20 protein-coding genes and 1 pseudogene are annotated in these 21,456 nt (G+C 51.1%); 7 read left to right on the top strand and 14 right to left on the bottom strand.

Annotated features, from left to right (window positions below; translation table 11 throughout):
• Positions 1-143 precede the first annotated feature (143 nt).
• The 3 genes from GW591_RS03580 to GW591_RS03570 are packed head-to-tail and all read right to left on the bottom strand — an operon-like array spanning position 144 to position 2,116.
• Positions 144-1,202 carry an aldo/keto reductase gene (locus tag GW591_RS03580; protein WP_166860118.1) on the bottom strand — a complete coding sequence of 353 codons (1,059 nt, stop codon included), beginning with the start codon at positions 1,200-1,202 and terminating at the stop codon, positions 144-146.
• A gap of 44 nt (positions 1,203-1,246) precedes the next feature.
• Entirely contained in the window at positions 1,247-1,525 is a 279-nt protein-coding gene (locus tag GW591_RS03575) for a YciI family protein (RefSeq protein WP_013574961.1), read from the bottom strand.
• Positions 1,526-1,540: 15 nt separating this feature from the next.
• On the bottom strand, positions 1,541-2,116 hold the full coding sequence (locus GW591_RS03570) for an NAD(P)H-dependent oxidoreductase (protein WP_126124750.1): 576 nt from the start codon (positions 2,114-2,116) through the stop codon (positions 1,541-1,543).
• A 140-nt stretch (positions 2,117-2,256) separates the two neighbouring features.
• Here GW591_RS03570 and GW591_RS03565 point away from each other — a divergent pair, with 140 nt between their 5' ends.
• Positions 2,257-3,156: a LysR family transcriptional regulator gene (locus GW591_RS03565; protein WP_013574959.1), complete on the top strand. Its 900-nt coding sequence runs from the start codon at positions 2,257-2,259 to the stop codon at positions 3,154-3,156.
• Between the two features lie 488 nt (positions 3,157-3,644).
• Here GW591_RS03565 and GW591_RS03555 read toward each other — a convergent pair whose 3' ends face one another.
• Positions 3,645-4,580: a quinone oxidoreductase family protein gene (locus GW591_RS03555; RefSeq protein WP_013574958.1), complete on the bottom strand. Its 936-nt coding sequence runs from the start codon at positions 4,578-4,580 to the stop codon at positions 3,645-3,647.
• 70 nt (positions 4,581-4,650) lie between these two features.
• Here GW591_RS03555 and GW591_RS03550 point away from each other — a divergent pair, with 70 nt between their 5' ends.
• The gene (locus tag GW591_RS03550) at positions 4,651-5,133 is read left to right on the top strand and encodes a MarR family winged helix-turn-helix transcriptional regulator (protein ID WP_013574957.1); all 483 of its coding nucleotides are present in this window, start codon (positions 4,651-4,653) and stop codon (positions 5,131-5,133) included.
• Between the two features lie 98 nt (positions 5,134-5,231).
• Here GW591_RS03550 and GW591_RS03545 read toward each other — a convergent pair.
• Positions 5,232-5,375, bottom strand: a pseudogene (locus tag GW591_RS03545) (TolC family protein); the annotation flags it as partial.
• Between the two features lie 42 nt (positions 5,376-5,417).
• Here GW591_RS03545 and GW591_RS03540 point away from each other — a divergent pair.
• Positions 5,418-5,621: a hypothetical protein gene (locus tag GW591_RS03540; protein ID WP_015689645.1), complete on the top strand. Its 204-nt coding sequence runs from the start codon at positions 5,418-5,420 to the stop codon at positions 5,619-5,621.
• A 21-nt stretch (positions 5,622-5,642) separates the two neighbouring features.
• On the opposite strand, the gene GW591_RS03535 is transcribed toward GW591_RS03540, so the two are convergent.
• Positions 5,643-6,698 (bottom strand): SDR family oxidoreductase, encoded by a 1,056-nt coding sequence (locus GW591_RS03535; RefSeq protein ID WP_166860116.1) that lies wholly within the window; start codon positions 6,696-6,698, stop codon positions 5,643-5,645.
• 97 nt (positions 6,699-6,795) lie between these two features.
• On the opposite strand from GW591_RS03535, the gene GW591_RS03530 reads away from it, so the two are divergent.
• Positions 6,796-7,692, top strand: a complete 897-nt coding sequence (locus tag GW591_RS03530) for a LysR family transcriptional regulator (RefSeq protein WP_119261457.1) — start codon at positions 6,796-6,798, stop codon at positions 7,690-7,692.
• Positions 7,693-8,017: 325 nt separating this feature from the next.
• Here GW591_RS03530 and GW591_RS03525 read toward each other — a convergent pair whose 3' ends face one another.
• The 3 genes from GW591_RS03525 to GW591_RS03515 are packed head-to-tail and all read right to left on the bottom strand — an operon-like array spanning position 8,018 to position 10,730.
• On the bottom strand, positions 8,018-8,446 hold the full coding sequence (locus GW591_RS03525) for a cyclophilin-like fold protein (protein ID WP_013574954.1): 429 nt from the start codon (positions 8,444-8,446) through the stop codon (positions 8,018-8,020).
• 48 nt (positions 8,447-8,494) lie between these two features.
• Positions 8,495-9,523 (bottom strand): alpha/beta hydrolase, encoded by a 1,029-nt coding sequence (locus tag GW591_RS03520; RefSeq protein WP_013574953.1) that lies wholly within the window; start codon positions 9,521-9,523, stop codon positions 8,495-8,497.
• A 10-nt stretch (positions 9,524-9,533) separates the two neighbouring features.
• A complete protein-coding gene (locus GW591_RS03515; RefSeq protein ID WP_013574952.1) occupies positions 9,534-10,730 on the bottom strand; it encodes an MFS transporter in 1,197 nt (398 codons plus the stop codon).
• A gap of 229 nt (positions 10,731-10,959) precedes the next feature.
• Here GW591_RS03515 and GW591_RS03510 point away from each other — a divergent pair, with 229 nt between their 5' ends.
• The gene (locus GW591_RS03510; RefSeq protein ID WP_112197735.1) at positions 10,960-11,850 is read left to right on the top strand and encodes a LysR family transcriptional regulator; all 891 of its coding nucleotides are present in this window, start codon (positions 10,960-10,962) and stop codon (positions 11,848-11,850) included.
• Between the two features lie 86 nt (positions 11,851-11,936).
• Here GW591_RS03510 and GW591_RS03505 read toward each other — a convergent pair whose 3' ends face one another.
• Positions 11,937-12,449, bottom strand: coding sequence for a GNAT family N-acetyltransferase (locus GW591_RS03505; RefSeq protein WP_112151772.1), 513 nt, complete (start codon positions 12,447-12,449; stop codon positions 11,937-11,939).
• Positions 12,450-12,503: 54 nt separating this feature from the next.
• The gene (locus tag GW591_RS03500; protein WP_037035909.1) at positions 12,504-13,376 is read right to left on the bottom strand and encodes a LysR family transcriptional regulator; all 873 of its coding nucleotides are present in this window, start codon (positions 13,374-13,376) and stop codon (positions 12,504-12,506) included.
• Positions 13,377-13,412: 36 nt separating this feature from the next.
• Here GW591_RS03500 and GW591_RS03495 point away from each other — a divergent pair, with 36 nt between their 5' ends.
• A complete protein-coding gene (locus GW591_RS03495) occupies positions 13,413-14,675 on the top strand; it encodes a multidrug effflux MFS transporter (RefSeq protein ID WP_166860114.1) in 1,263 nt (420 codons plus the stop codon).
• Positions 14,676-14,974: 299 nt separating this feature from the next.
• Positions 14,975-16,222 (top strand): levansucrase, encoded by a 1,248-nt coding sequence (sacB, locus tag GW591_RS03490; RefSeq protein ID WP_166860112.1) that lies wholly within the window; start codon positions 14,975-14,977, stop codon positions 16,220-16,222.
• Between the two features lie 94 nt (positions 16,223-16,316).
• On the opposite strand, the gene GW591_RS03485 is transcribed toward sacB, so the two are convergent.
• The 3 genes from GW591_RS03485 to GW591_RS03475 all read right to left on the bottom strand — a co-directional run bounded on the left by GW591_RS03485 (position 16,317) and on the right by GW591_RS03475 (position 21,430).
• Complete coding sequence (locus GW591_RS03485; protein WP_166860110.1) at positions 16,317-17,105, bottom strand: alpha/beta fold hydrolase; 789 nt, start codon at positions 17,103-17,105, stop codon at positions 16,317-16,319.
• Between the two features lie 111 nt (positions 17,106-17,216).
• Positions 17,217-20,291: an efflux RND transporter permease subunit gene (locus tag GW591_RS03480; protein ID WP_166860108.1), complete on the bottom strand. Its 3,075-nt coding sequence runs from the start codon at positions 20,289-20,291 to the stop codon at positions 17,217-17,219.
• Positions 20,288-21,430, bottom strand: coding sequence for an efflux RND transporter periplasmic adaptor subunit (locus tag GW591_RS03475; RefSeq protein WP_166860106.1), 1,143 nt, complete (start codon positions 21,428-21,430; stop codon positions 20,288-20,290). Before GW591_RS03475 ends, GW591_RS03480 begins: the two co-directional genes overlap by 4 nt.
• Positions 21,431-21,456: the final 26 nt, after the last annotated feature.

Genomic DNA, 21,456 nt, shown 5'->3' with positions numbered 1-21,456 from the left:
TTTTTGCCCCTGCGCAACAGCAGAACAGCTCAGAGCCAACAAAAGTGATAAAGAAATCCCGGCTTTCATCAATGACCCTCTCTTTTCGGCTGCATTAAATTTTGCGCCACTATTGCTGATAAGGCGCGTTAACCGCGCCACCCTCACAATCCATTTTCATCGCACTCAGCTCCCTGGTTGATTCGCAAGGGTGAGAGTCGTGGCGCTTGTTCAGGCAGTGGCGGTACGATGCCATCAACAACATGAGGAACATACGGTGCTTCCAGCGCTGCAATTTCTTCTGGCGATAATGTCAGCTTAAGTGCTTCCACGGCGGTGGACAGGTGCTCCGCTTTAGTGGCACCGATTATAGGTGCGGTAATCACTGATTTTGACAGCAACCATGCAAGTGCAACATGTGCACGAGGAACACCCCGCCCGGCGGCCACCTGCGCCACAACCTCAACCACTTTCTGGTCCTGCTGCGCGGCATTTTCATACATTTTCAGCGCAAAGACGTCGTTCTGCGTTCGGGTGGTGGTTTCACTCCAGTCGCGGGTCAACCTGCCGCGCGCCATCGGGCTCCAGGGAATAACACCCACGCCCTGATCCTCACAAAGCGGCAGCATTTCCCGCTCTTCTTCCCGGTACAGTAAATTGTATTGCGGTTGCATAGAGACAAAGCGCGTCCAGCCGTTACGCTCAGCAACATGCTGCATCTTTGCAAAACGCCAGGCTTCCATTGAGGATGCACCGATATAGCGAACTTTCCCGGCTTTCACCAAATCGTGAAGTGCTTCCATGGTTTCTTCAACAGGTGTGCCGTGATCAAAACGGTGAATCTGATACAGATCCACATAATCCATACCCAACCGGGTCAGGCTGTCATCGATAGACTGAAACAGCGATTTTCGCGAGAGAAAACCGGTATTGGGTGAGTTACGCCATGGGAAAAATGCCTTAGTAGCGACGACAATTTCATCCCGGTACGCCATATCGCGTAGCGCCCGACCGACAATTTCTTCTGAGCTTCCACCTGAATAAATATTAGCCGTATCAAAAAAATTAATTCCCGCCTCAAGTGCCTGGCGAATCAACGGTCGCGAAGCACTTTCATCAAGCGACCACGGCTGAGGAAGGCGTTCCGGTTCGCCGTAACTCATGCATCCCAGACACAGTCGTGAGACTTTCAGGCCACTTCGCCCCAGGTTTACATACTGCATAATCATCTCCCTGCCACGTTATTTAATGAAAATTGCGACGTCTGTTATTGCCAGTTGCCCACCATTTTCGGGATGAATTCACGAATCTCATATTCAGCGAGATTGGGGTGATAGGCGTCTTCGCTCAGAATAGCGTCCAGCTCTTCCCGGCTTTCAGTCTGAGCAATAATCACCCCTGCTCTTTCGCGATCGGAATAGGGGCCGATGAGAACAAACTTGCCTGCATTGAAATACTGCTGAAACCAACTGACATGGCGTGTGAAAAGCGCCTCATGCTGAACAGCCGTGATATCGCCATTCACCGTAATATTGATGAGATACATTTTCCCTCTTCTCCTTTACACAGCCATTTTTAAAGCAGGGGCAGTTTCTTTAATCGCGGTAATCAGACGCGCGGCATGAACTTTTGCCAGTGCTTTCTGTTCGAGGACTTTAGCTTCATCACGCCCTGCATAGCTCATCCCAAAGGTGTAAACCGGCTCCTGCAGATCCAGATTGCACAGCAGTGCTGTGGTTTCAAACGGTGTGATGTATTGCTGAATGTCGTGACCGAACAAACCTTCAGGGGAATACAGGCCCTCTGGTGCTCCGGCGGTAAAGGAAATGATCAGCTTTTTGCCACCCAGTTTTGCGGTTGAGCCATGGGCAAAGCCGTGAACTAATACCTGGTCAATCCACAACTTCATTAACCCCGGCACTGAATACCATGAAAAAGGAAACTGCCAGACAATCACATCAGCTTCGAGTAAGGCTTGCTGCTCCCGTGCCACGTCGATCCGGTAGTCAGGATACAGAGCATCAAGACAGCGAATTTCAGCTTCGGGCAACGCTTTTGCGACTTCATCCAGGATAGTGGCGTTACCAATGGATTCACTAAGATTCGGATGACCTGAAATAATCAGTACATTTTGCATTTTTGGCTTCTTTAACAGGGGTTTGTTTTACTGTAAGTGAGTATAACCAACCCTGATTCTGTTTTTTAGAGCAGCAATAGCTCATACACTCTTAGCCAATAGCTAATAATCTAACTTTGTTTCCTCTGCTGGGGGTCGCCATGAACAATGTCATTTACAACCAAATCCGTATTTTCCAGAGCATCGCCCGTGAAGGCAGCATCACTGCTGCGGCCAGGAAGCTTGAGATAACGCCACCTTCGGTCAGCAAAGCGCTAAAACTGCTTGAGCAGCATATTGGTCACCCGCTTTTTGTGCGCACCACCCGGCGCATTGAGCTGACGGATGCCGGGGAACAATTGTTGCAACAGACATCGCGGGCTGTGGCGTCACTGGAAAGTGCGGTGGAAAGCATCAAAGACCTGAATCAGGAACCCTCCGGGCTGGTCAGAATTACGCTGTCACGCTTTGCCTACCTGCTTATCCTGAAGCCCTTTATGGCAGAGTTTTGCCAGAGCTACCCGGGAATACAGCTTGAGATATCCGTTTATGACGGAACCGTGAACATGGTTGATGAACGTTTTGATTTGGGCATTCGTTTTGGCGATATCCTTGAAGAGAGTGTTGTGGCCCGCCCGTTGATGAAACCGTTTCGTGAAGGTTTGTATGCTTCTGCGGCCTATCTCGCGGAACACGGTACGCCCAAACTGCCAGCGGACTTGCATCAGCATCAACTCATCGGCTACCGCTTTATTACCAATAACCGCCTCCTCCCTCTGATGCTGGAAGATAAAGGTCAGCAATTAACCGTTGAGATGCCAGGGCAGCTCATCAGCAATGATATTGATGTCATGGCAGATGGCATACGCAGCGGTCTTGGAATTGGCAGATTGTTTGAGCCGGTGTATGAATTGCAGCCCGATAAAGAGCAGTTTATCCCGGTGATGATGCCTTACTGGAAGACCTATCCACCGGTTTATCTCTACTACTTAAAAAACACCGGCAAGGCAAAACGAGTCAAAGCGCTGATTGATTTTTTAATGATGAAAACCAAAAAATAGCTGACGACATAACCTGTTAAAGGTCCACATCCGTTTGAAGCGCTAAACAGCGCTACAGGTATATCGCTGCGTGCGCCGTAGCCGTTAAGGTCAGGAGCAATAACTGGCCGACCACCCGGAGGTCTGTGAAATTTCGGATCCCTCAAAGTACCGGTTAAGCCGTTGATAAATATGACAGGTGCGATGTTACCTCAGTCTTTTGGTGGTTTTGACAGGATAAGAATTCAAATTTAGTTTATTTATTAGCCAGCTCATGGCAAAAGTGATCCAGTCAAAGGAGCCAAATTTAAGAAGCCCGCTTAGGAAACTCAGCGGGCTTCTTGCTTTTCATGCTCCGGTACTATGCCTTTATGGCTTTGATGCAATCAGTGAGTGTGAAATTTCCGAAGACAGCCACAGATTCCATGCATTAGCATTTAGGTAACTTTATGATTTTTCCATACCATTTCTGAGAAACCCGCTAAGGACCAGACTGCATTTGTTTAACATCAGATATTGAAAACAGTACGGCAACGGCTGTCATCTTCATTCCAGGCATCATTCACTTCGCTTAATGGCCGAATACGAAATGGGACTGAGAAATCACTCAAAGCAGCAGCTTGTAATAGTTCACCAACCGAAGCGACCAGTTCAGCATCAGATACGCTGCCAAGTCCGCTCCCCATCAGGGTCAGTCCTGATGAACGTAGTAATTTGCTATGTAATGATATTTCTTGTCCACTTAATGAGCCGATCTGCACAAAACGCACCAGTCTGGCACCTCCGGCAGCGGCAGACTTCATAATATCAAGCGCACTCTCCCCCCAGAGATAATCCAAAACGACATCAACACCCTGTTCCATGAGTGCCGGGAGTTCATGCGATAATTCATCCAGCGTAAGCGTGATATCAGCCCCCTGAGTACGGAGTTTCGCCAGGACTTCAGTATTACGCCCAGTCGCGATGATTTTCCCCGCGCCCAGGTGACGAGCGATACGCACCGCCAGACCGCCGGAGGTGCCTGTCGCGCCATTGATGAGAACAGTTTCCCCTTTTCGCAGCTGCGCCCTGCGCGTTAATGCTGTCCAGGATGACATTCCGGGATTACCAATGGCGGCTGCCATTGAGAGATCAAGTGTTGCCGGGAGCGGCACAATACTTTTAGGCGTAACCAGGGTCATCTCAGCCATACTGCCAAAAGGGGAGCTCAATGCGAAAAAAAAGACCGGGTCTCCGTTAGTCAGATAACCTGCGCCATCAATTCCGGGTATAAACGGATATTCCATTGCTGAACTGTAGTGTGTTCCCGCGGCCCGCGACTTGGCCAGTTGACTGATTGCAGCGGCTTTAACGTTGACCACTATATGCTGCTCATCTCCCTGAGGGTCCATGAAATCACCGTAAATCGGCGTTTCGCCTTTGCCATTAACAAGTGCTGCTTTCATTAAGTTCACCTTTAGCTCAAGAAATATATGTGTACAATGCACACATTATTCCCACTCCCGGATGCCGTCAATGAAAAGAGTGCAAAATACACATAAACCCGATTATTTTGATGATTTACATGATACGTTGCTGGCTATCGTCGGTGCTTTCAATCGGCCGCAACGTGATGAAATAATGATAAAAAACTCCGGTATTAATATTGACCGTGCATTATTTCCACTGCTGGTCCTGATAGGCCGCTTTGGCCCTATAGGTGTAGGAGAACTCGCTGATCGGGTGGGGCGGGATTATACGACGGTAAGCCGTCAGGTAACTAAACTCGGGCAAATGGGCCTAACCCATCGACAGAGAAATGTTAAAGATAAGCGAATTAACGAAGCGGTCGTTACGCCTGAAGGAAAAATGATGACCGATAAAATCGATCACACGCGAGCACTCATTTATAACGACATCTTCAATAGCTGGCCGGACAATGACCGCGTCGAATTCGAAAGATTATTGAAAAACTTCGTTCATGATTTTAATGCATTGGAACCCATTAAGTCCGTTTGATCCGGACTTATGAATATGCAGGCGAAGTGCGCAATAAACTTAGCCTGCACGTAAACAGCCGTACATGGCAGGGTCCGCTAGTCTACAGCTCCACGCTCCTACCCTCCTCCCAAGGCCTTGTAAAGGGTAATAAGACTGTTTTGCTGCGAAAGTCTGCTCTGAATCAGAGACTGTTGCGCAGAGAATAATGTCCGCTGCGCATCCAGCACATTCAGGTAGTCCGTCGCACCGTTAGCATAGCGATGGCTCATCACCATTCCCAACCCTACCGTGATGTGTTGAGCATGTCTGACTCATTCAAAGGCACTTGCGCTGAACGCCTGCGTCAGCGGCTTCTCTTTGCCTTTGAGAAAATATCAAAGGACAAAAAAATCCAGCAAATGCTGCGCTTGTCTTTGACTGAGGGTGTACGTCTTCCGGAAATTGTTGATCGTCATTATGACGAATTCGTAGAGCCTCTGGCAGGAGCAATAGGCAGCTTAATCTGAAATATGCTGCCCGGTGCTTTGTCAGGGGATAATGCGTGCCGCTCTCAGTTGCGTGAACAGGCTGAAAAACATTTCGTGGGTGGCCTGCATACGGGTAAAGCCTGCCCGGCGCAGCTTGCTGCCATCACCAAACATGTCGTAATCCCAACCAAACACAAAATCTGCAAAACTCCCGTCGTTCAGCTGTAAAATGTCAGTTTCCATCAACCGCTGCCCGGCAAGTTCACACCATGTCGTGCGGTAGTCCTTAAACAACTGATGAAATGACAGCCGGACCGGCGGTGCGTATTCCAGCTCAAACCAGCGCGCGATATGCGGCCAGAGCTCGCTCCAGCGCCAGATGTCACCGTTATTCACGTTGAAAGCCTGGTTCTCTGCCGCAGGCGAGGTTGCAGCCCACAATGTCGCCTCTGCCAGCAACCCGGCGTCAGTATGATCAACGATGCTATGCCAGGTTTGTTCTGAACCGGGAAAGCGGAGAGGTAAATCCTGAGCCTTACACAGCGACGCATACAGTGCGATGCTCATTGCAAGATTCATGGCATTGCCGGGCACCGCGCTGCCAACCACACCCGGCCTGATTGCATTCCAGTGCCACGTTTTCCCACGCTGAAAATGGCTGAGCCATGTGAGCTGAGCCGCGTTAAATTCTGCGCCGGGTATGGCGGGATCGCTTTCACGCGCCGGGGTTTTGAACGGTCCAAGATGTGCGCCATAAACTTTGTATCCTTGCATCAGGCTTACAATCTGGAGGGGTGCCGTTTTCTCAATGTTACTGACCAGATTGCGCAACATGGTGACGTTCGGTTCAACCATTTCTGTCCAGTTCGCGGCGTTCACCCAGGCGCTGTAAAAAATATGGGTGATGCGGCTGAGTGGTTGCAGTGCCTGCGCGCTGTTTTGCGCATCCAGTAAATCGACGTTTACAACCTGAATATTATCAGGGTGAGATAATGCATTGCGGCTCAGCCCGATAACCTCCCACTCATTTTGCAGAAGTGTTTTGACAAGCTGGCTGCCGACAATACCGCTGGCGCCGGCGACCAGCGCGACCTTTTGTTGCTGCGTCTTATTCATGGTGTTTCTCCAGAGAAGGTGACAGATACAGTGTGATATATTATTTTTTTCACACATATCCCATGAAACTGATGGCACTTATAAGCAGAATCATTAAATGAATAATAAGCTCAATGCCATTGCCACCTTTCTGCGCGTAGCACAAGCAGGCTCTTTTTCTGCAGCCGCCCGCCAGAGCGGTATGAAGCAATCTGCGGTCAGTCAGCAGATTGCCGCACTTGAGGAGGAGCTCGGTGTGGTATTGCTGCATCGTACAACGCGTGTGATGGCGCTTACTGAGCAGGGAGAAAGTTACCGGCGTGATATGCAGCTTTTGCTGGAGGCCATGCGGGAAGCAGAAAGGCGTCTGAACCCTGCCGATCACCACTGGCATGGCAGGGTTCATGTGCAATTGCCGAGCGGGCTGGGCCAGCTCTTTTTACCCCATCTGCTGACGCTTCAGAAAATGAACTCAGGATTGCACCTTACGCTTTCACTTGATGACCGCATCGCCGATCTTGTCACTGAAGGGGTGGATGTCGCGCTGCGCTTGACCCATGAGCCTCCGCAAACGCATGCGGCGCGCGTGCTGGCACGTATTGAAACGGCGCTTTTTGCCGCCCCCGGTTTTAAACCGGTTCATTCTGTGAGTGAGCTGGCGGCACATCCACATGTGCGATTCAGCGGCATCGCGCCGGAGGCACCACTACGGTTAGTTTCTGATAGTGAAACTATCGACATCAAAGTTAATACCGTGTTCCGGGCTAATACCAGTGAAGCGCTGTTACAGGCGATAGAGTCAGGCATGGGTATCGGTGGCATGCAGCTACCGCTCGCGGCCAGGGCTTTGCAAGCCGGTACGCTGGTTCCGGTCTTACCCGCCTACCGGTTACCTGATCGCTTCCTCTATGCGGTCTACCCGGACGCCCGCTTTATCCCGCAGAGGGTCAGAAGCATTATCACTGTAATCGAACAATTACTGCCTGAGATGACGGAGCCTTTACGCATTCTATAATGCTTTTTTCATAAAAATACGGCTCGTGCCTTCCGGTTGACAGTCAATACGCCCAACCCCTTCCCTCCCATCAACATGAACTCCCCCCACAAACGCCGGCTTCAATTCAGAGAGTGGAAGACCCTCACTGTGGGTAACGCGCTGATTGACGCATTTATTGACCGGGGCTTATGCGATCTGGCAAAGGAATTTGCGTTCCCTTTAACCTGGCTCATAGACATGGTGATGGCGGGACTGCGCGCGGGGGCACCGCTACGCTCTGTTTCTCAATAGACGACGGCAAAGCGTGCATGCAGAAACTTCCTGCGATATCAATATCGTTGTATTACTGTCTGCTGAACTCTACCTCTATTTTATCTGTATCCCCCATCGCGGGGAGTGTCCCGGGATTTACAACGTTCCCGATGGGGGTGTAGCGATATGAAGAGTCAAATGAGGCATAGAATAAAACCAATGTTTGCGTTCCGTACAACATGAGATCACCGGCATGAAGGGTCCCCGGCCGCACCGGGCTGGAAGGCAAGCGATGGGGCAGTTCGGCAAATTTCTCGTTACCATTTAACTCAGTCATTTCGAGTTGCAGAGGTAACATATTAACAAAGGATTTAGCCGCCGGATTGTCATGAATTCTGACTTCAAATGGTTGGCCATTAATGATCATTCTCGCCTTCATGACGTTATCCTTACGCAGTGTGGTGTCGGCATGGCTTGCAAAAGCGCACACCCAAAGCAGGCTCGTGAGTAAATATTTCACATGACCTCCGGAAGAGCAGCCACACCCGGCAGGATGTGGCTTTGGCGTTTAACTGAGGTGAGTTTTAAAGAATGACGCCAGCTTGGCGAAAGGGATCAAATCGGTACGGTCATACAAATCGACATGGCCAGCACCCGGGACGATATACAACTCTTTCGGCTGTCCGGCACGTTTGTAAGCATCTTCGCTGAATTCCTTCGAATGCGCCTGGTCGCCGGTGATGAAAAGCATCGGGCGCGGAGAAATCGTTTCGATATCATTGAACGGATAGAAGTTCATAAACTTCCCTATGCTGCTCAGCATCGGTTTTGTTGTCAGCTCTTCTTTCTCGCCCTGTGGCGTATAACCCCCCCGTGATGTGCGATAGAAATCGAAGAATTCCCGCTGAACCGCAGAGGTTGAATCATCGAGCTTGTTCACGGTTCCGGGAATATAGGCAATATCGCCGCCTTTAAACTCGACCAGCCGTTGTTCTGTAGCCGACTTAATAAACGCTTTGCGCTGTTCAGGCGTCACGGAATGATTAAGACCATTACGGAACACAGACCCCATGTCATACATGCTGACGGTGGCAATGGCCTTCATTCTCGGGTCAATTTTGGCTGCACTGATAACGAAGCTGCCGCTACCACAGATACCCAGTGCACCAATTCTCTGCGGATCAACATAAGGCTGAGTGCTGAGATAATCGACTGCAGCACTAAAGTCATCCGCATAGATTTCAGGGGAAATCAGATGACCGGGTTTGCCGTCACTCTCCCCCCAGAAGGAAAGATCAATCGCCAGCGTCACGAACCCTTGTTCCGCCAGTTTCTGGGCATACAAATTTGAGCTTTGTTCTTTCACCGCCCCCATCGGATGACCAATGACAATAGCGGGATGCTGCACGTCTTGCTTCATCCCTTTCGGTATAAACAAATTACCGACGACTTTCATTTGATACTGGTTTTTAAAGGTCACTTTTTGCCGGGTGACCTTATCGCTTTGGTAAAAGTTATCTGCTCCGTTAGACATATCGGCTCCTGTCGCAGCAAACGAGCTGATTAACAGCCCTAACAGCAGGGTAAATACTTTCATTGATGAATCCTCAGTGGGTTGGATGGATATCTTTACGTGACGTTAATAAAGCCAGGGCAGCCGCGATGACGAGTAAAATGACACTGATGAGAAAAGTGCTTTGATAACCACTATGGTCAAAGGCAAAACCCCCGAGAGTGGAGCCCATAGCGATTGACAGTTGCACGATGGCGACCATAAGACCTCCGCCCGCCTCCGCATCTTCCGGCAGGGTTCTGGCAATCCATGTCCACCATCCGGTGGGGGCCGCCGTGGCGATTAATCCCCACAACCCCAGCAACGGCGCAACGACCCATACACTGTTTCCAAAAGCAATCAGCGCCCCGGCGATTGCAGCCATCAGCAAGGGAATGGTGATAAGTGTGGGATAAAAGGCGGTCTTCAAAAACGTGCCAATCACCAGGGTGCCGATAAAGCCCGCCATACCGATGGTCAGCAAAATGAGCGACAGCGTGGTGATATTTACCTGCGTGACTGTCTCGAGGAACGGGCGCAAATAGGTGAATAAGGAAAACTGCCCCATAAAGAACAATCCGCAGGCGGTAAGGCCAGCGGCCACAAGCGGGTTAGCAAAAAGACGAAAAACATTGGCAGTCCCCTTATCGGCTTTCTCCGTGGTCATTGCAGGCAGGCTGAACCACTGCCATATAAAGGCAATGACCGCCACCGGAACGATACAAAAGAACGCCCCGCGCCAGCCGATGACAGACCCGAGATAACTCCCCAGCGGAGCGGCTATAACGGTTGCCAGCGCGTTACCGCCGTTAAAAATAGCCAGTGCACGGGGAACCCGATGCGCCGGAACCAGGCGAATAGCCGTAGCGGCAGAAAGTGACCAGAATCCTCCGATCGCGATACCAATTAATGCGCGGCCCACCATGTAAATCAGATAACCAGGTGCCAGCGCGATAATTGCACCGGAAACGGCCATCAGCAACGTCATGCTCAGCAGCAATACCTTGCGGTTGAGTGTTCCGGCCAGCGCAGAAATGGAGAGACTGGTCAGTACCGCAAACAGACCGGAAATCGCGATCCCCTGCCCCACGCGTCCCTCACTGACACCTAAATCGGCTGATATCGGCGTCAGCAAGCTCACAGGCATAAATTCCGAAGCGATGAGTGCAAAGACGCATAACGTCATCGCGAAAACCCCGCTCCAGTAAGCGTGCTCTTTTTGACGTTTTGTATGACTCGGCAATGCGGACATAAATAGTAATTCCCAATAATCCAGGGTTATTTGCACACCCGCTGAACGCTATTCGCAGAAATAACGTAAAAAATAAAACGTGAAATAAAGATGAAAAAATAAGAGCGTTAATCTTCCCTCGCGGAATAAGCTCTTGTTGAAAATTTTACACGCGGTGTGCATCATTACTAGCTAATGGATACTGAATGGGCTTATAAGCATTACTTATTAATAAGGCGGGAAGGACTTTATGAAACGCAACCTGAACGATCTTCTTTATTTTATTACGGTTGCCCGTGAAAGCAGCTTCACCCGCGCCGCTGCAAAGCTGGGCGTCACCCAATCCGCACTGAGCCAGGCGATTTCGGCACTTGAAGAGGATATGCAAATTCGCCTGCTGACGCGTACAACCCGTAGCGTATCGCCGACCTCTGCCGGAGAACGGTTGCTACTGACCATAGGCGATCATGTTGATGGCATACTCGCCGAGTTAGACATGCTGACTGAGATGCGTGATAAACCCGCAGGAACTGTTCGCATCACCTGCGGCCCCCATGTTCTGAAAACCATACTGTTGCCCAAATTATCGCCTCTGCTGAAACACTATCCGGATATCAGACTGGAGTTTGATGCTAACCACGGTTTTCGCAATATCGTCGCCGACAGGTTTGACGCGGGTGTCCGTCTGGGTGACACCATTGATAAGGATATGATAGCGATACCGATTAGCCCGAAGTTGCAAATGGCTGCGGTTGCATCGCCTGAGTATTTTGCTACCCATGCGATGCCGCAGACGCCACACGACCTTCTCCAGCACAACTGCATTAATATGCGGCAAGCGACGTCAGGGGGACTTTACGTCTGGGAGTTCGACAATGAAGAAGGCCCGGTAAATGTCCGGGTTACCGGGCAACTGACGTTTAATACGTCAGCACACATGGTGGACGCGGCATTAGCCGGGCTTGGCATTGCTTTTCTGCCGGAAGAAGAGTTTGAATCACATATTGAGGAGGGGCGCCTGATACGCGTACTTGAACCGTGGTGCCAGCCATTTCCCGGCTATTACCTGTATTATCCCAGCCGTAAGCAACCCTCACCCGCATTTTCACTGGTCGCTGATGCCTTACGCCACAAGGCATAGAAAAGCCCGCGGGCCTTCAGGCAACGATGAGCGAAGAGATGACCAGGTCTTGTTATGTTAGCCAGTGGCAGGCCGACATATGGCGTCTAAATTTCCATGCCCATGATGTGCAACTTACTTATCTGTGATTCCGTTCTGAAGTCAGTATCAGTTATGTGTCGCATGCCTGAAGCTTCATAGAATTTACGAGCGCGATCGTTTTTCTCTCTCACCGAAAGCCACAAAAATTTCTTATCTTGCTTTTGCGCAGCTGTAACGATTTCTTTAAATATTTCTTTTCCAAAGTGTTTACCCGTCGCTTCCGGTGCAAGATAAAGCCGGTCAAGCGATACCCCAGAAATAGCCGTTCCCGGAATCGTATTGATCCACGTGAGTTTGGCAAATCCAACCGGTTTATCGTTTTGCGCCAGAAACCAGCAAACTTTTGGATCCCTTAGTCCGTCATTGAGTGCGGACAAAGAGAATTCACTTTCCAGATACGTATTCATTTCGCGCTCAGACAACCACATATGTCTGAAGTGCGCCGGATATATATTGAAAGCCAGGCTGCGCAACAGGCTGGCATCTACCGGGTGGGCGATTCGTGTATTTATATTCATGCAGAAACCTTAAACCAGCAATAAATTGGAATGACTTAACATATCAAACTTACTTTAATAACGGTCGAACTCTTCAGCAAGGGTATTCATCACTGCCCTGACTCTTGCAGTGTGCGACAGATCCTGATGCATAACCAGCCAGACCTCATAAGGGCTTTTACGCGTTCTTTCTGGCCACAGGCGGATAAGTTCCGGGTACATTTTCGCAAGATAATCTGGCAGCTCACCCAGGGCCAGCCCTGCGCGAATAAACGTTGCTAACATCATGCTGGAGTCCAGCTCTGCCACTACGCGCCCTTTATGTCTCGGTTCTCCTGCCAGCAGTCCATCCTGAGAGCGCGTAATGCCTGACTGGTAAAGCGCGATACGGTGCCCGTCAAAGCCTTTGCCGGGTTCTGGTATGCCAAACCTGTCGATATACTTATGCGTCGCAAAAAGTCCCACCTCCCTGGAGGCCAGTTTACGGGTAATCAAATCCGGCTGTTCTGGCCGAATGGTGCGTACCGCTATATCCGCTTCGCGTCGGCCGATATCCAGCAGGCGTGTGGTGGTGGTCAGATTTACCCGAATATTGGGAAAGTTATGCTGTACGCGCTCGATTGCCGGTAAAACAAAATCAATGGCCAGCGAGTCAGTGGCAGTCACATGCACTTCTCCTTCAAGCCGGTCATCATCCCCGGAGCCGCGACGTTCAAAGCTGACCGTCAGGCGCTCAATCTCTTCTGCAAGCGAGAGTATTTTTCGCCCGCCAGCGGTCAGAACCCAGCCCTGACGGCTTTTTAAAAATAGTTTACTCCCCAATAATTTTTCAAGCGTATTGAGTCTGCGGCCTACGGTAGTCTGATCAACTGAAAGCTGCTCAGCCGCGCTGCGTAAAGTACCTGCGCGGTATACCGCCAGGAAAATCCGGACATCATCCCAGTTCATCGTTCCTCATGCTGCATTTTTGCAGGTATTGCCTGCATGATAATGCATTTAAGCAGGATGAAACAGACGTTAAGCTACGCACTTCTTCTGCTGATAACCCTTTTCAACACCGGAAATTTTATGCCTCGACTCTCTTTTATTATTACCGTTGCTATGCTGAGCGCGTTCGGTCTCATCGCGTCCGATATTTATCTTCCGGCGATGCCAGATATGGCACGCGAATTTGCAGTGGATCCATCGCAGATATCTCAGACCATTTCAGCCTATTTACTGGCACTGGCCATATGCCAGCTTTTTTACGGTCCGCTTGCAGATCGCTTTGGACGAAAACCCGTACTGCTCGCTGGCATTGCGATTTACATTGGCGGATCGCTGGGATGTGCAATTGCTGAGAGCTATTCTTCTTTTCTGCTCTTTCGCCTGCTGCAAGGGGCAGGTGCAGCGGCTGGCCTCGTCATTGGTCGCACGCTGATCGCGGATACCTGTAATAAAGCCATTTCTGCCAGGGTCTACTCGGTCATCTATCCACTGGTCTCATTGTCACCTGCAATAGCACCGATGATCGGTGGACATCTCGCCGCCACATTTGGGTGGCATACGGATTTCATTTTCGTCGCCATTTTCGGCATGGCTACCATGCTGATGATCATTTTCATGCGCGAGACGCGACCTGAAAATATCTCTGCTACGGCCTCGCCGTTTTCAGGATTTAGCGTTATTTGCGGCGATACGGGGTTCTGGCGTTATACGCTTATCGTCTGTTGCATCTACAGTGCATGGTTTATTTATCTGACTCAGTCTCCTTTTTTATTTGCGCAGCTCGGGATGAGTGAGGAGGCGCGAGGATGGCTCTATATTCCCTTAACGGCAGGTATTATCAGTGCCAATGTGTTAACGAAACGGCTTTTAAACTTCTGGCAATATGATCGCATTGTTACTGCCGGCATCATGTGTTTTGTGCTGGGTGGTCTGGCTTATGCCACAGTAATGTTTACGGCAGAAAAAGGGATTTTATCTATTTTGCTTCCTATGTGCCTGGTCAGTCTGGCAAACGGTTCCAGCCTTTCACTGGCAATATCCGGGGCAATCAGCAGCGGGCATGGTCATGCCGCCACGGCCTCCGGAATGATTGGTTTTATGCAGATAGGCAGCGCGGCTGTTTTTGCCAACTTCATAAGTGCAGAGTTTGGTTTCAGCCAGCCAGTACTGGGCTCTTCAGTTTTATTGCTGGCTCTCACCGCACTTGTGGCCTGCCGTAAACAGCGTATCCGGCGCCATCATATTCAATCCTCCCGTTGAGCCTCTGACCGGCTGTGAAGGTTGTAATGTTTATTTCTGGCTCGAAATAAGAGTAATTAATCAAAGTTCAAAATAGCGCATTATTTCCACTATTAACGAATTTTTTCAGGATTAACAAATAACAGGTCATCAACGATGCAATTTTCTTCCCGCAAATACATATCCCGGAGTTTTATATAAATAATGTATAAATAATGGCACAACACTCATTGAGTGCATGCTTTTTTTGATCATGCCAATATTCTCACGACTTCAAACGTCAAACAGTATTAACATCTATTTAATTAAAGGATATTTGCATGACAAATTTAAATTATAAACCGACAATCTGGACACGTGCTGATGCTCTGAAGGTCAACGAAAATGACCCGACCACCACACAGCCTATTGTTAGCGCCGATTTTCCGGTTATGAGTGATGAAGTATTCATTTGGGATACGATGCCGCTTCGGTCATTAGACGGCACGGTGGTTTCTGTCGACGGATGGTCCGTTATTTTCACGCTGACAGCGCAGCGTAATAACAATAATTCAGAATATCTCGATGCAGACGGAAATTATGATATTACCAGTGACTGGAATAATCGCCACGGGCGCGCCAAAATTTGTTACTGGTATTCCCGTACGGGTAAGGATTGGATTTTTGGTGGCCGCGTGATGGCAGAAGGTGTTTCCCCTACGACCCGCGAATGGGCAGGGACGCCAATTTTGCTCAATGAAGACGGCGACATTGATCTTTATTATACCTGTGTCACGCCAGGTGCGACCATTGCAAAAGTGAGAGGCAAAGTGCTGACCTCAGAAGAAGGCGTAACACTGGCCGGTTTCAACGAGGTTAAATCATTATTTTCAGCCGACGGCGTGTATTACCAGACTGAAAGCCAGAATCCATACTGGAACTTCAGGGATCCAAGCCCGTTTATCGATCCTCATGACGGTAAACTCTACATGGTGTTTGAAGGTAACGTGGCGGGTGAGCGGGGTTCTCACGTCATTGGCAAACAGGAAATGGGTACCCTTCCGCCGGACCATCGTGATGTGGGCAATGCAAGATACCAGGCGGGCTGTATTGGTATGGCCGTCGCCAAAGATCTTTCAGGAGATGAATGGGAAATTCTCCCTCCTCTGGTCACCGCTGTCGGCGTCAATGATCAAACCGAACGCCCTCATTTTGTCTTCCAGGATGGAAAATATTACCTGTTCACGATCAGTCATAAGTTTACCTATGCGGAGGGTCTGACGGGGCCTGATGGTGTTTACGGTTTCCTGAGTGATCGCCTTACCGGCCCTTATTTTCCGATGAACGGCTCCGGTTTGGTGTTAGGTAATCCTCCTTCTCAGCCCTTCCAGACTTACTCGCACTGCGTAATGCCCAATGGCCTGGTGACATCTTTTATTGATAACGTTCCGACCACCGACGGTAATTATCGTATTGGCGGGACAGAGGCTCCTACCGTAAAAATTGTCCTGACCGGAAACCGTTCATTTGTAGAACGCGTGTTTGATTATGGGTATATCCCGCCGATGAAGAATATTATTTTAAATTAATGAGGTGATCTGCCTTTCCGCATACGCTTTGCGGAAAGGCAGTGCAACTGGATTAAAACGGCACAGGCCCCCCGCTGGCTGAACGATTAAAGATTTATATTGATTCCAAAATCCCTGCCAATACATCTCCCGGCCTTTCAAGCACGGCCAGGTGAGTTCTGGCATTCTCCAAACGTTTCACCTCAAAAAAATCATGCGCCATAGCGAAACGCTGTTGTAAAGCAAGGTATTCGTCGTTTCTGTCGAGGGAATAGATATGGGTAGCCTTCGGTGGATTTTTGAGTTTTTCAAGGCGCTGGAGTGGCGAACCGTATGTCTGATAGGCATCGGCGATCACCTGCCCTGCAAGTCGCCACAACGGGTAGCTGGATTCAGACATTTCGGTTTTGAAATGATGGATCATGGTGGGTGACTCGCTTCCTGCCAGCCAAAATTCGTACAGCTGGTTCCGTGCAGACTGCCAGCGATCTTCATGCTGCATCTCGTTGATTGAAGTGAAAAACGCCGTTGCAGGCTGATTCATGATCCAGTCAAGGAATATCACCGCAGGCACACGTTCTTTCAAACTTTCGGCCAAATCAACCGCTATCCAGCTGGCATGTGCAACGGAAACCGGTACTACGCGGGTCAGACCGAGATGGTCAATGAGTGTCAAAGCGTCTGTTAATAACGCCGCACCGTCAAAATCCTTGCCATCGGTCGATGATTTTCCATGACCACGCCAGTCAATAATGACAACACGGAAAAAAGCAGCGGCCAGTTCAGAGAAGTCATTGAAGACAGTTTTTGGCTGGCACCAGCCTGGCATAAGGAACAGCGTTGTGTCACCCGTACCGATATCCTGATAATCGATATCGCCATGCTCTGTATGCAAAATAGGCATGTTTTCGCCCCGTAGTGAAGTGAGTGGATAACTAACCTATCCGATCCCTCACCAATTAAACAAGCATTTGCTTGTTTAAATAGCACTAATGTCTTATCTCACGAGAGATCGCTAACTGACCTTTTGATTAACGCGATTATTTTCGAACTGCATAATAAGACTCAGCGCAGCAGGCAAAACAGTCAGCGTGACGAAAGTGGCAACGATCAGCCCGCCGATAATCGCATAGGCCATCGGCCCCCAGAAAACCTGCTCAGCAATCGGGATCATTCCCAGTATGGCAGCGCACGCCGTGAGCAATATGGGCCGGGAACGGTGTTGTGCCGCCGCTTTGATGGCTTCATCGCGGTCAAGCCCCTCCCTGACGTTATTGTCCACTTCACTGATGAGGATCACCGCATTGCGGATAATCATGCCTGCTAATGCGATGATGCCGAGCAACGCAACAAATCCCATCGGCGTACCCGTCGGCAACATCGCCAGCACAACGCCAATCAGTCCGAATGGCGCCATGAACAACGCGAGAAGCATGCGGGAGAAGCGCTGCAACTGGACCATCAGCAGGATCAGCATAACAAACAGTGTGACCGGCAACACCGCGAACACCGAGCTGTTGCCTTTGTCCGACTCGTCCACCACACCGCCCTCCTCTATCGTATATTCCGGCGGTAAGCTTGCCCTGATACGTGAGACCAGAGGAGAGAGTTGTTGAGAAACAGCCTCTGCCCGCAGACCTGCAGCTAAATCCGTCTGTACCGTGATAAACGGCAGGCGCTGCCGACGCCAGATAACCGGGTCATCAACTCCCCAGACCGGCGTCGCCACCTGACTCAGGGGGATTTTCTGCCCGCTTGCCGTGGTGATCATCAGCCCGGACAGCGTGGTCAAATCCTGACGTTCGCGCTTATTCCCGCGCAGAACAACGTCAATCAGCCGGTTTTTATCCCTGACGGTGGTGACAACGCTGCCAGACCAGACAGTGTTGAGCAACGTGGCGAGACTTTCGGAAGAAACACCCGCCGCCCGTGCTGCGGTCTGATTCACCTGTAACGTGATGACCCGCTCAGGTTCACCGGCGGTCAGATTAACTTCGCGGGTCCGGGGACTGTTTCCGAGAACGCTGGCGAGGTGCTGCGCAATCTGCCTGACCTTCGCATAATCCGGTCCGCTGACGCGATATTTTACCGGCCAGCCGACCGGCGGCCCCAGTTCCAGCGGCGAAACGCGCGTCGTGATATCACTGAAATCCCGGGCCAAAATAGTGTCCAGTTGCGCACGTAACTTATCCCTGTCCTCCAGACTTTTGGCGACAACAACCAGTTGTGCCGTGTTCTCATCATCCAGTAACACGTCCATGGGCAGGTAAAACCGCACCGCGCCTGACCCCACGTAGGTAGAAAAATGATCTACGTTCGGATTGTCTTTCAGGGCGTGCTCCAGCCTCTCCGCCCGGCGTGCCGTGTCGCTTTGCGAAGCGTTACCGGGAAGCGTAAGGCTGACCAGCAGTTCCGGGCGATCGGACGCCGGGAAAAATTCGCCCTGCATAAACGTGGTCGCATAAGCGGCAAGCCCTAACAAAAGGCAGGCGAAACTGAGAGTCGCCACGCGTCTTTGCAAAACCTGATTCAGCAGACGCTGATAGAAACGCATCAGTCTGCCCTGTTTTTCAGCGTGTGATGCCAGTTTCTCAGGTAACAGCCAGGTTCCGATCAGCGGTGAAAACAGAATGGCCACTACCCAGGAACATAAAAGCGCAATCAGCACCACGGCGAAGAGAGAATAGCAATACTCTCCCGCACTTGAGGCAGCAAAGCCTACCGGAATAAAGCCCGCTATCATCACCAGTGTGCCGGTCAGCATCGGGAAAGCAGTCGTTTCAAATGCGTAAGTTGCCGCCCGCCATTTAGAATCACCGGCCTCAATACGGGAGACCATCGCCTCGACGGTTATCATGGCATCATCCACCAGCAGCCCCAGGGCGATGATTAACGCCCCCAGCGAAATACGTTGTAACCCGATGCCGGCAAGCATCATGCCAATAAACGTCATCGCCAGCACGATGGGGATCGCCGCAGCCACCACCAGCCCGGCACGGGTGCCTAATGAGACGAAGGACACCGCCAGCACAATAACCACAGCCTCAATCAATACACGGATAAAGCCGCTTACCGCCTGCGATACTACGGCCGACTGATCCGCGACTTTAACCATTTCAATGCCGTGCGGGAGCTGTGCGCTAATCATAGCCATCCGGTCACTCAGCGCCTTGCCAAAAGAAAGCATGTTTCCTGTAGAAGCCATGGAAATGGCGAGACCGATAGCGGGCTGACCGTTGACCCGGAATGCCGGTGACGGGGGCTCGGCATCCTGGCGGCTAATGGTCGCGATATCCGTCAGCGGAATGTAGCGCCCGGCAATATGCAGCGTCACAGCGCGCAAGCTTTGCTCCGACGTCAGTGCGCCGCTCACACGCAAGGCAATGTTTTCACGATCGCTTCGCAAGACCCCCGAAGGTTCTACCGCATTTTGAGCCTTCAGTGCATCGGTGATTTGCCGGAGATCCAGCCCCATTCCCGCCAGTTGTGCCGGTGAAAATGCGAGAACAATATTCTCCTCCTGCACGCCCAGCAGGCTGGCTTTTCCCATATCCGGCAGCGACATCAGACTGCGGCTGATATCATCGACCTTGTCACGAAGCTCACGCGGCGTGAAACCTTCCGCAGTAAAGCCATAAATGGTGCCAAAGGTGTCATCAAATTCGTCATCCACCGAGGGACCCTGCACACCTGCTGGCAGTGACGGCGCGATATCCTGCATCTTTTTGCGCACCTGATACCAGATACCCGCAACCTCTGCAGGTGGCGTGTTATCGCGAAGATTCACAAAAATAACCGATTGCCCGGCACGCGTTTCACTTTGCACAAAATCAAGATAAGGCGTTTCCTGCAGTTTTTTCTCCAGCGTATCGGTGACCAGATTAACCGTATCCTCCACGCTTGCCCCCGGCCAGCTCGCAGACACCACGGCAGTTTTAATGGTAAACGCCGGATCTTCATTACGGGGGAGTTGCTCATAGCTGATGACACCCGCCGCCATTAACAGCAGCATAAAAAAGGCAATCAGTGACTGATGATTCAGCGCCCAGGCTGAAAGGTTGAAGGCCCCGACCGGGGAAGACGGTTTCATTCGCTGTCCTCCCCTGGCATGACTTTTTCACCTTCACGAAGTTTACTCACACCGGCAATGACCACCCTTTCGCCAGGGTGTACACCGGCAGACAGGAATATTTCAGAGGTACTGTAACGCCCGATAACCACGGGCCGTAAATGCAGCGTCAGCGTTTTCTCATCAACAACAAAAACCGCCGGTTTATCACCGGATCGGGTCAGCGCAGAAGCAGGCAGTGCTGTCAGACGCGGACCTGACGCGTTAAGTGTCAGTTGAACACTGGCACCGAGTGCCATGGCCGGTGGCGGGTTATCGAGGGTGATGCGGAGGCGCCAGGTGCGGGTTTGCGGGTCGGCCTGCGGGCTGACGTCGCGGAAATGCCCCTGCGCAACCACGGAAGGGGCCGAAAGTAACGATATAGTAAACAGGCTGTCAGCTTGCTGAGGAACAGACTGGGGATCGGCCACATCAAATACGGCATCACGCAGGCTGCCACTGGCCAGGGTGATCACAGACTGTCCGGCACTGACCACTTGTCCTGCCGACGCGCTGACCTGGGTAATCACGCCGTCAGCCGGAGCCGTGAGTTTTGTCCAGGACACGTTTTCCTGCGCATTTTTGAGCGCATCTTCACTGCTCTGACGCTTCGCGCGGGCAGCCTGCCAGTCAGCTTGCGCACTATCAAGCTGCGAGCGTGCGATAGCCCCGGAAGGCATCAGTAACTGCATACGCCTGAGACTGAGCGCCGCAACCTGCTCTGCCGCGCGGGCACTGTTCAGATCGGCCTGCGCACTGCTGAACTGGTTGCGGCTGGTCTCGCTTTCTTGGGTGGCGAGAACCTGACTGGCGATCACACGATCCCCCACCTCAGCCTGCCGCGTCAGAATGCGCCCGTCCAGCCGGAACCCGAGCGTCACCTCTTCATGGGCGCGTATTTCACCCGTTTGAATCAGGGAACTCAAAGCAACAGGAGGCGGTGCGGAAATGGTGCGCACCGGCCTGACAGAGGGCGCTTGTTTATGGGCTTTGTCACCACAACCTGTCAGCACAATAGCAACGATGATCAGACAGGCGGCGGGAATGAAGGGAAGCATCCGACCGGTGGCGGATAAATGGCGAACGGCGTGACGCGCATAATCGGTGAAGGTAACAGCCATGACAGTCTTCCTGAATTGAGATGTCG

The sequence above is a fragment of the Rahnella aceris genome (assembly GCF_011684115.1).
GTDB lineage: Bacteria > Pseudomonadota > Gammaproteobacteria > Enterobacterales > Enterobacteriaceae > Rahnella > Rahnella aceris.
This window is presented reverse-complemented; position numbering and strand designations above follow the sequence as displayed.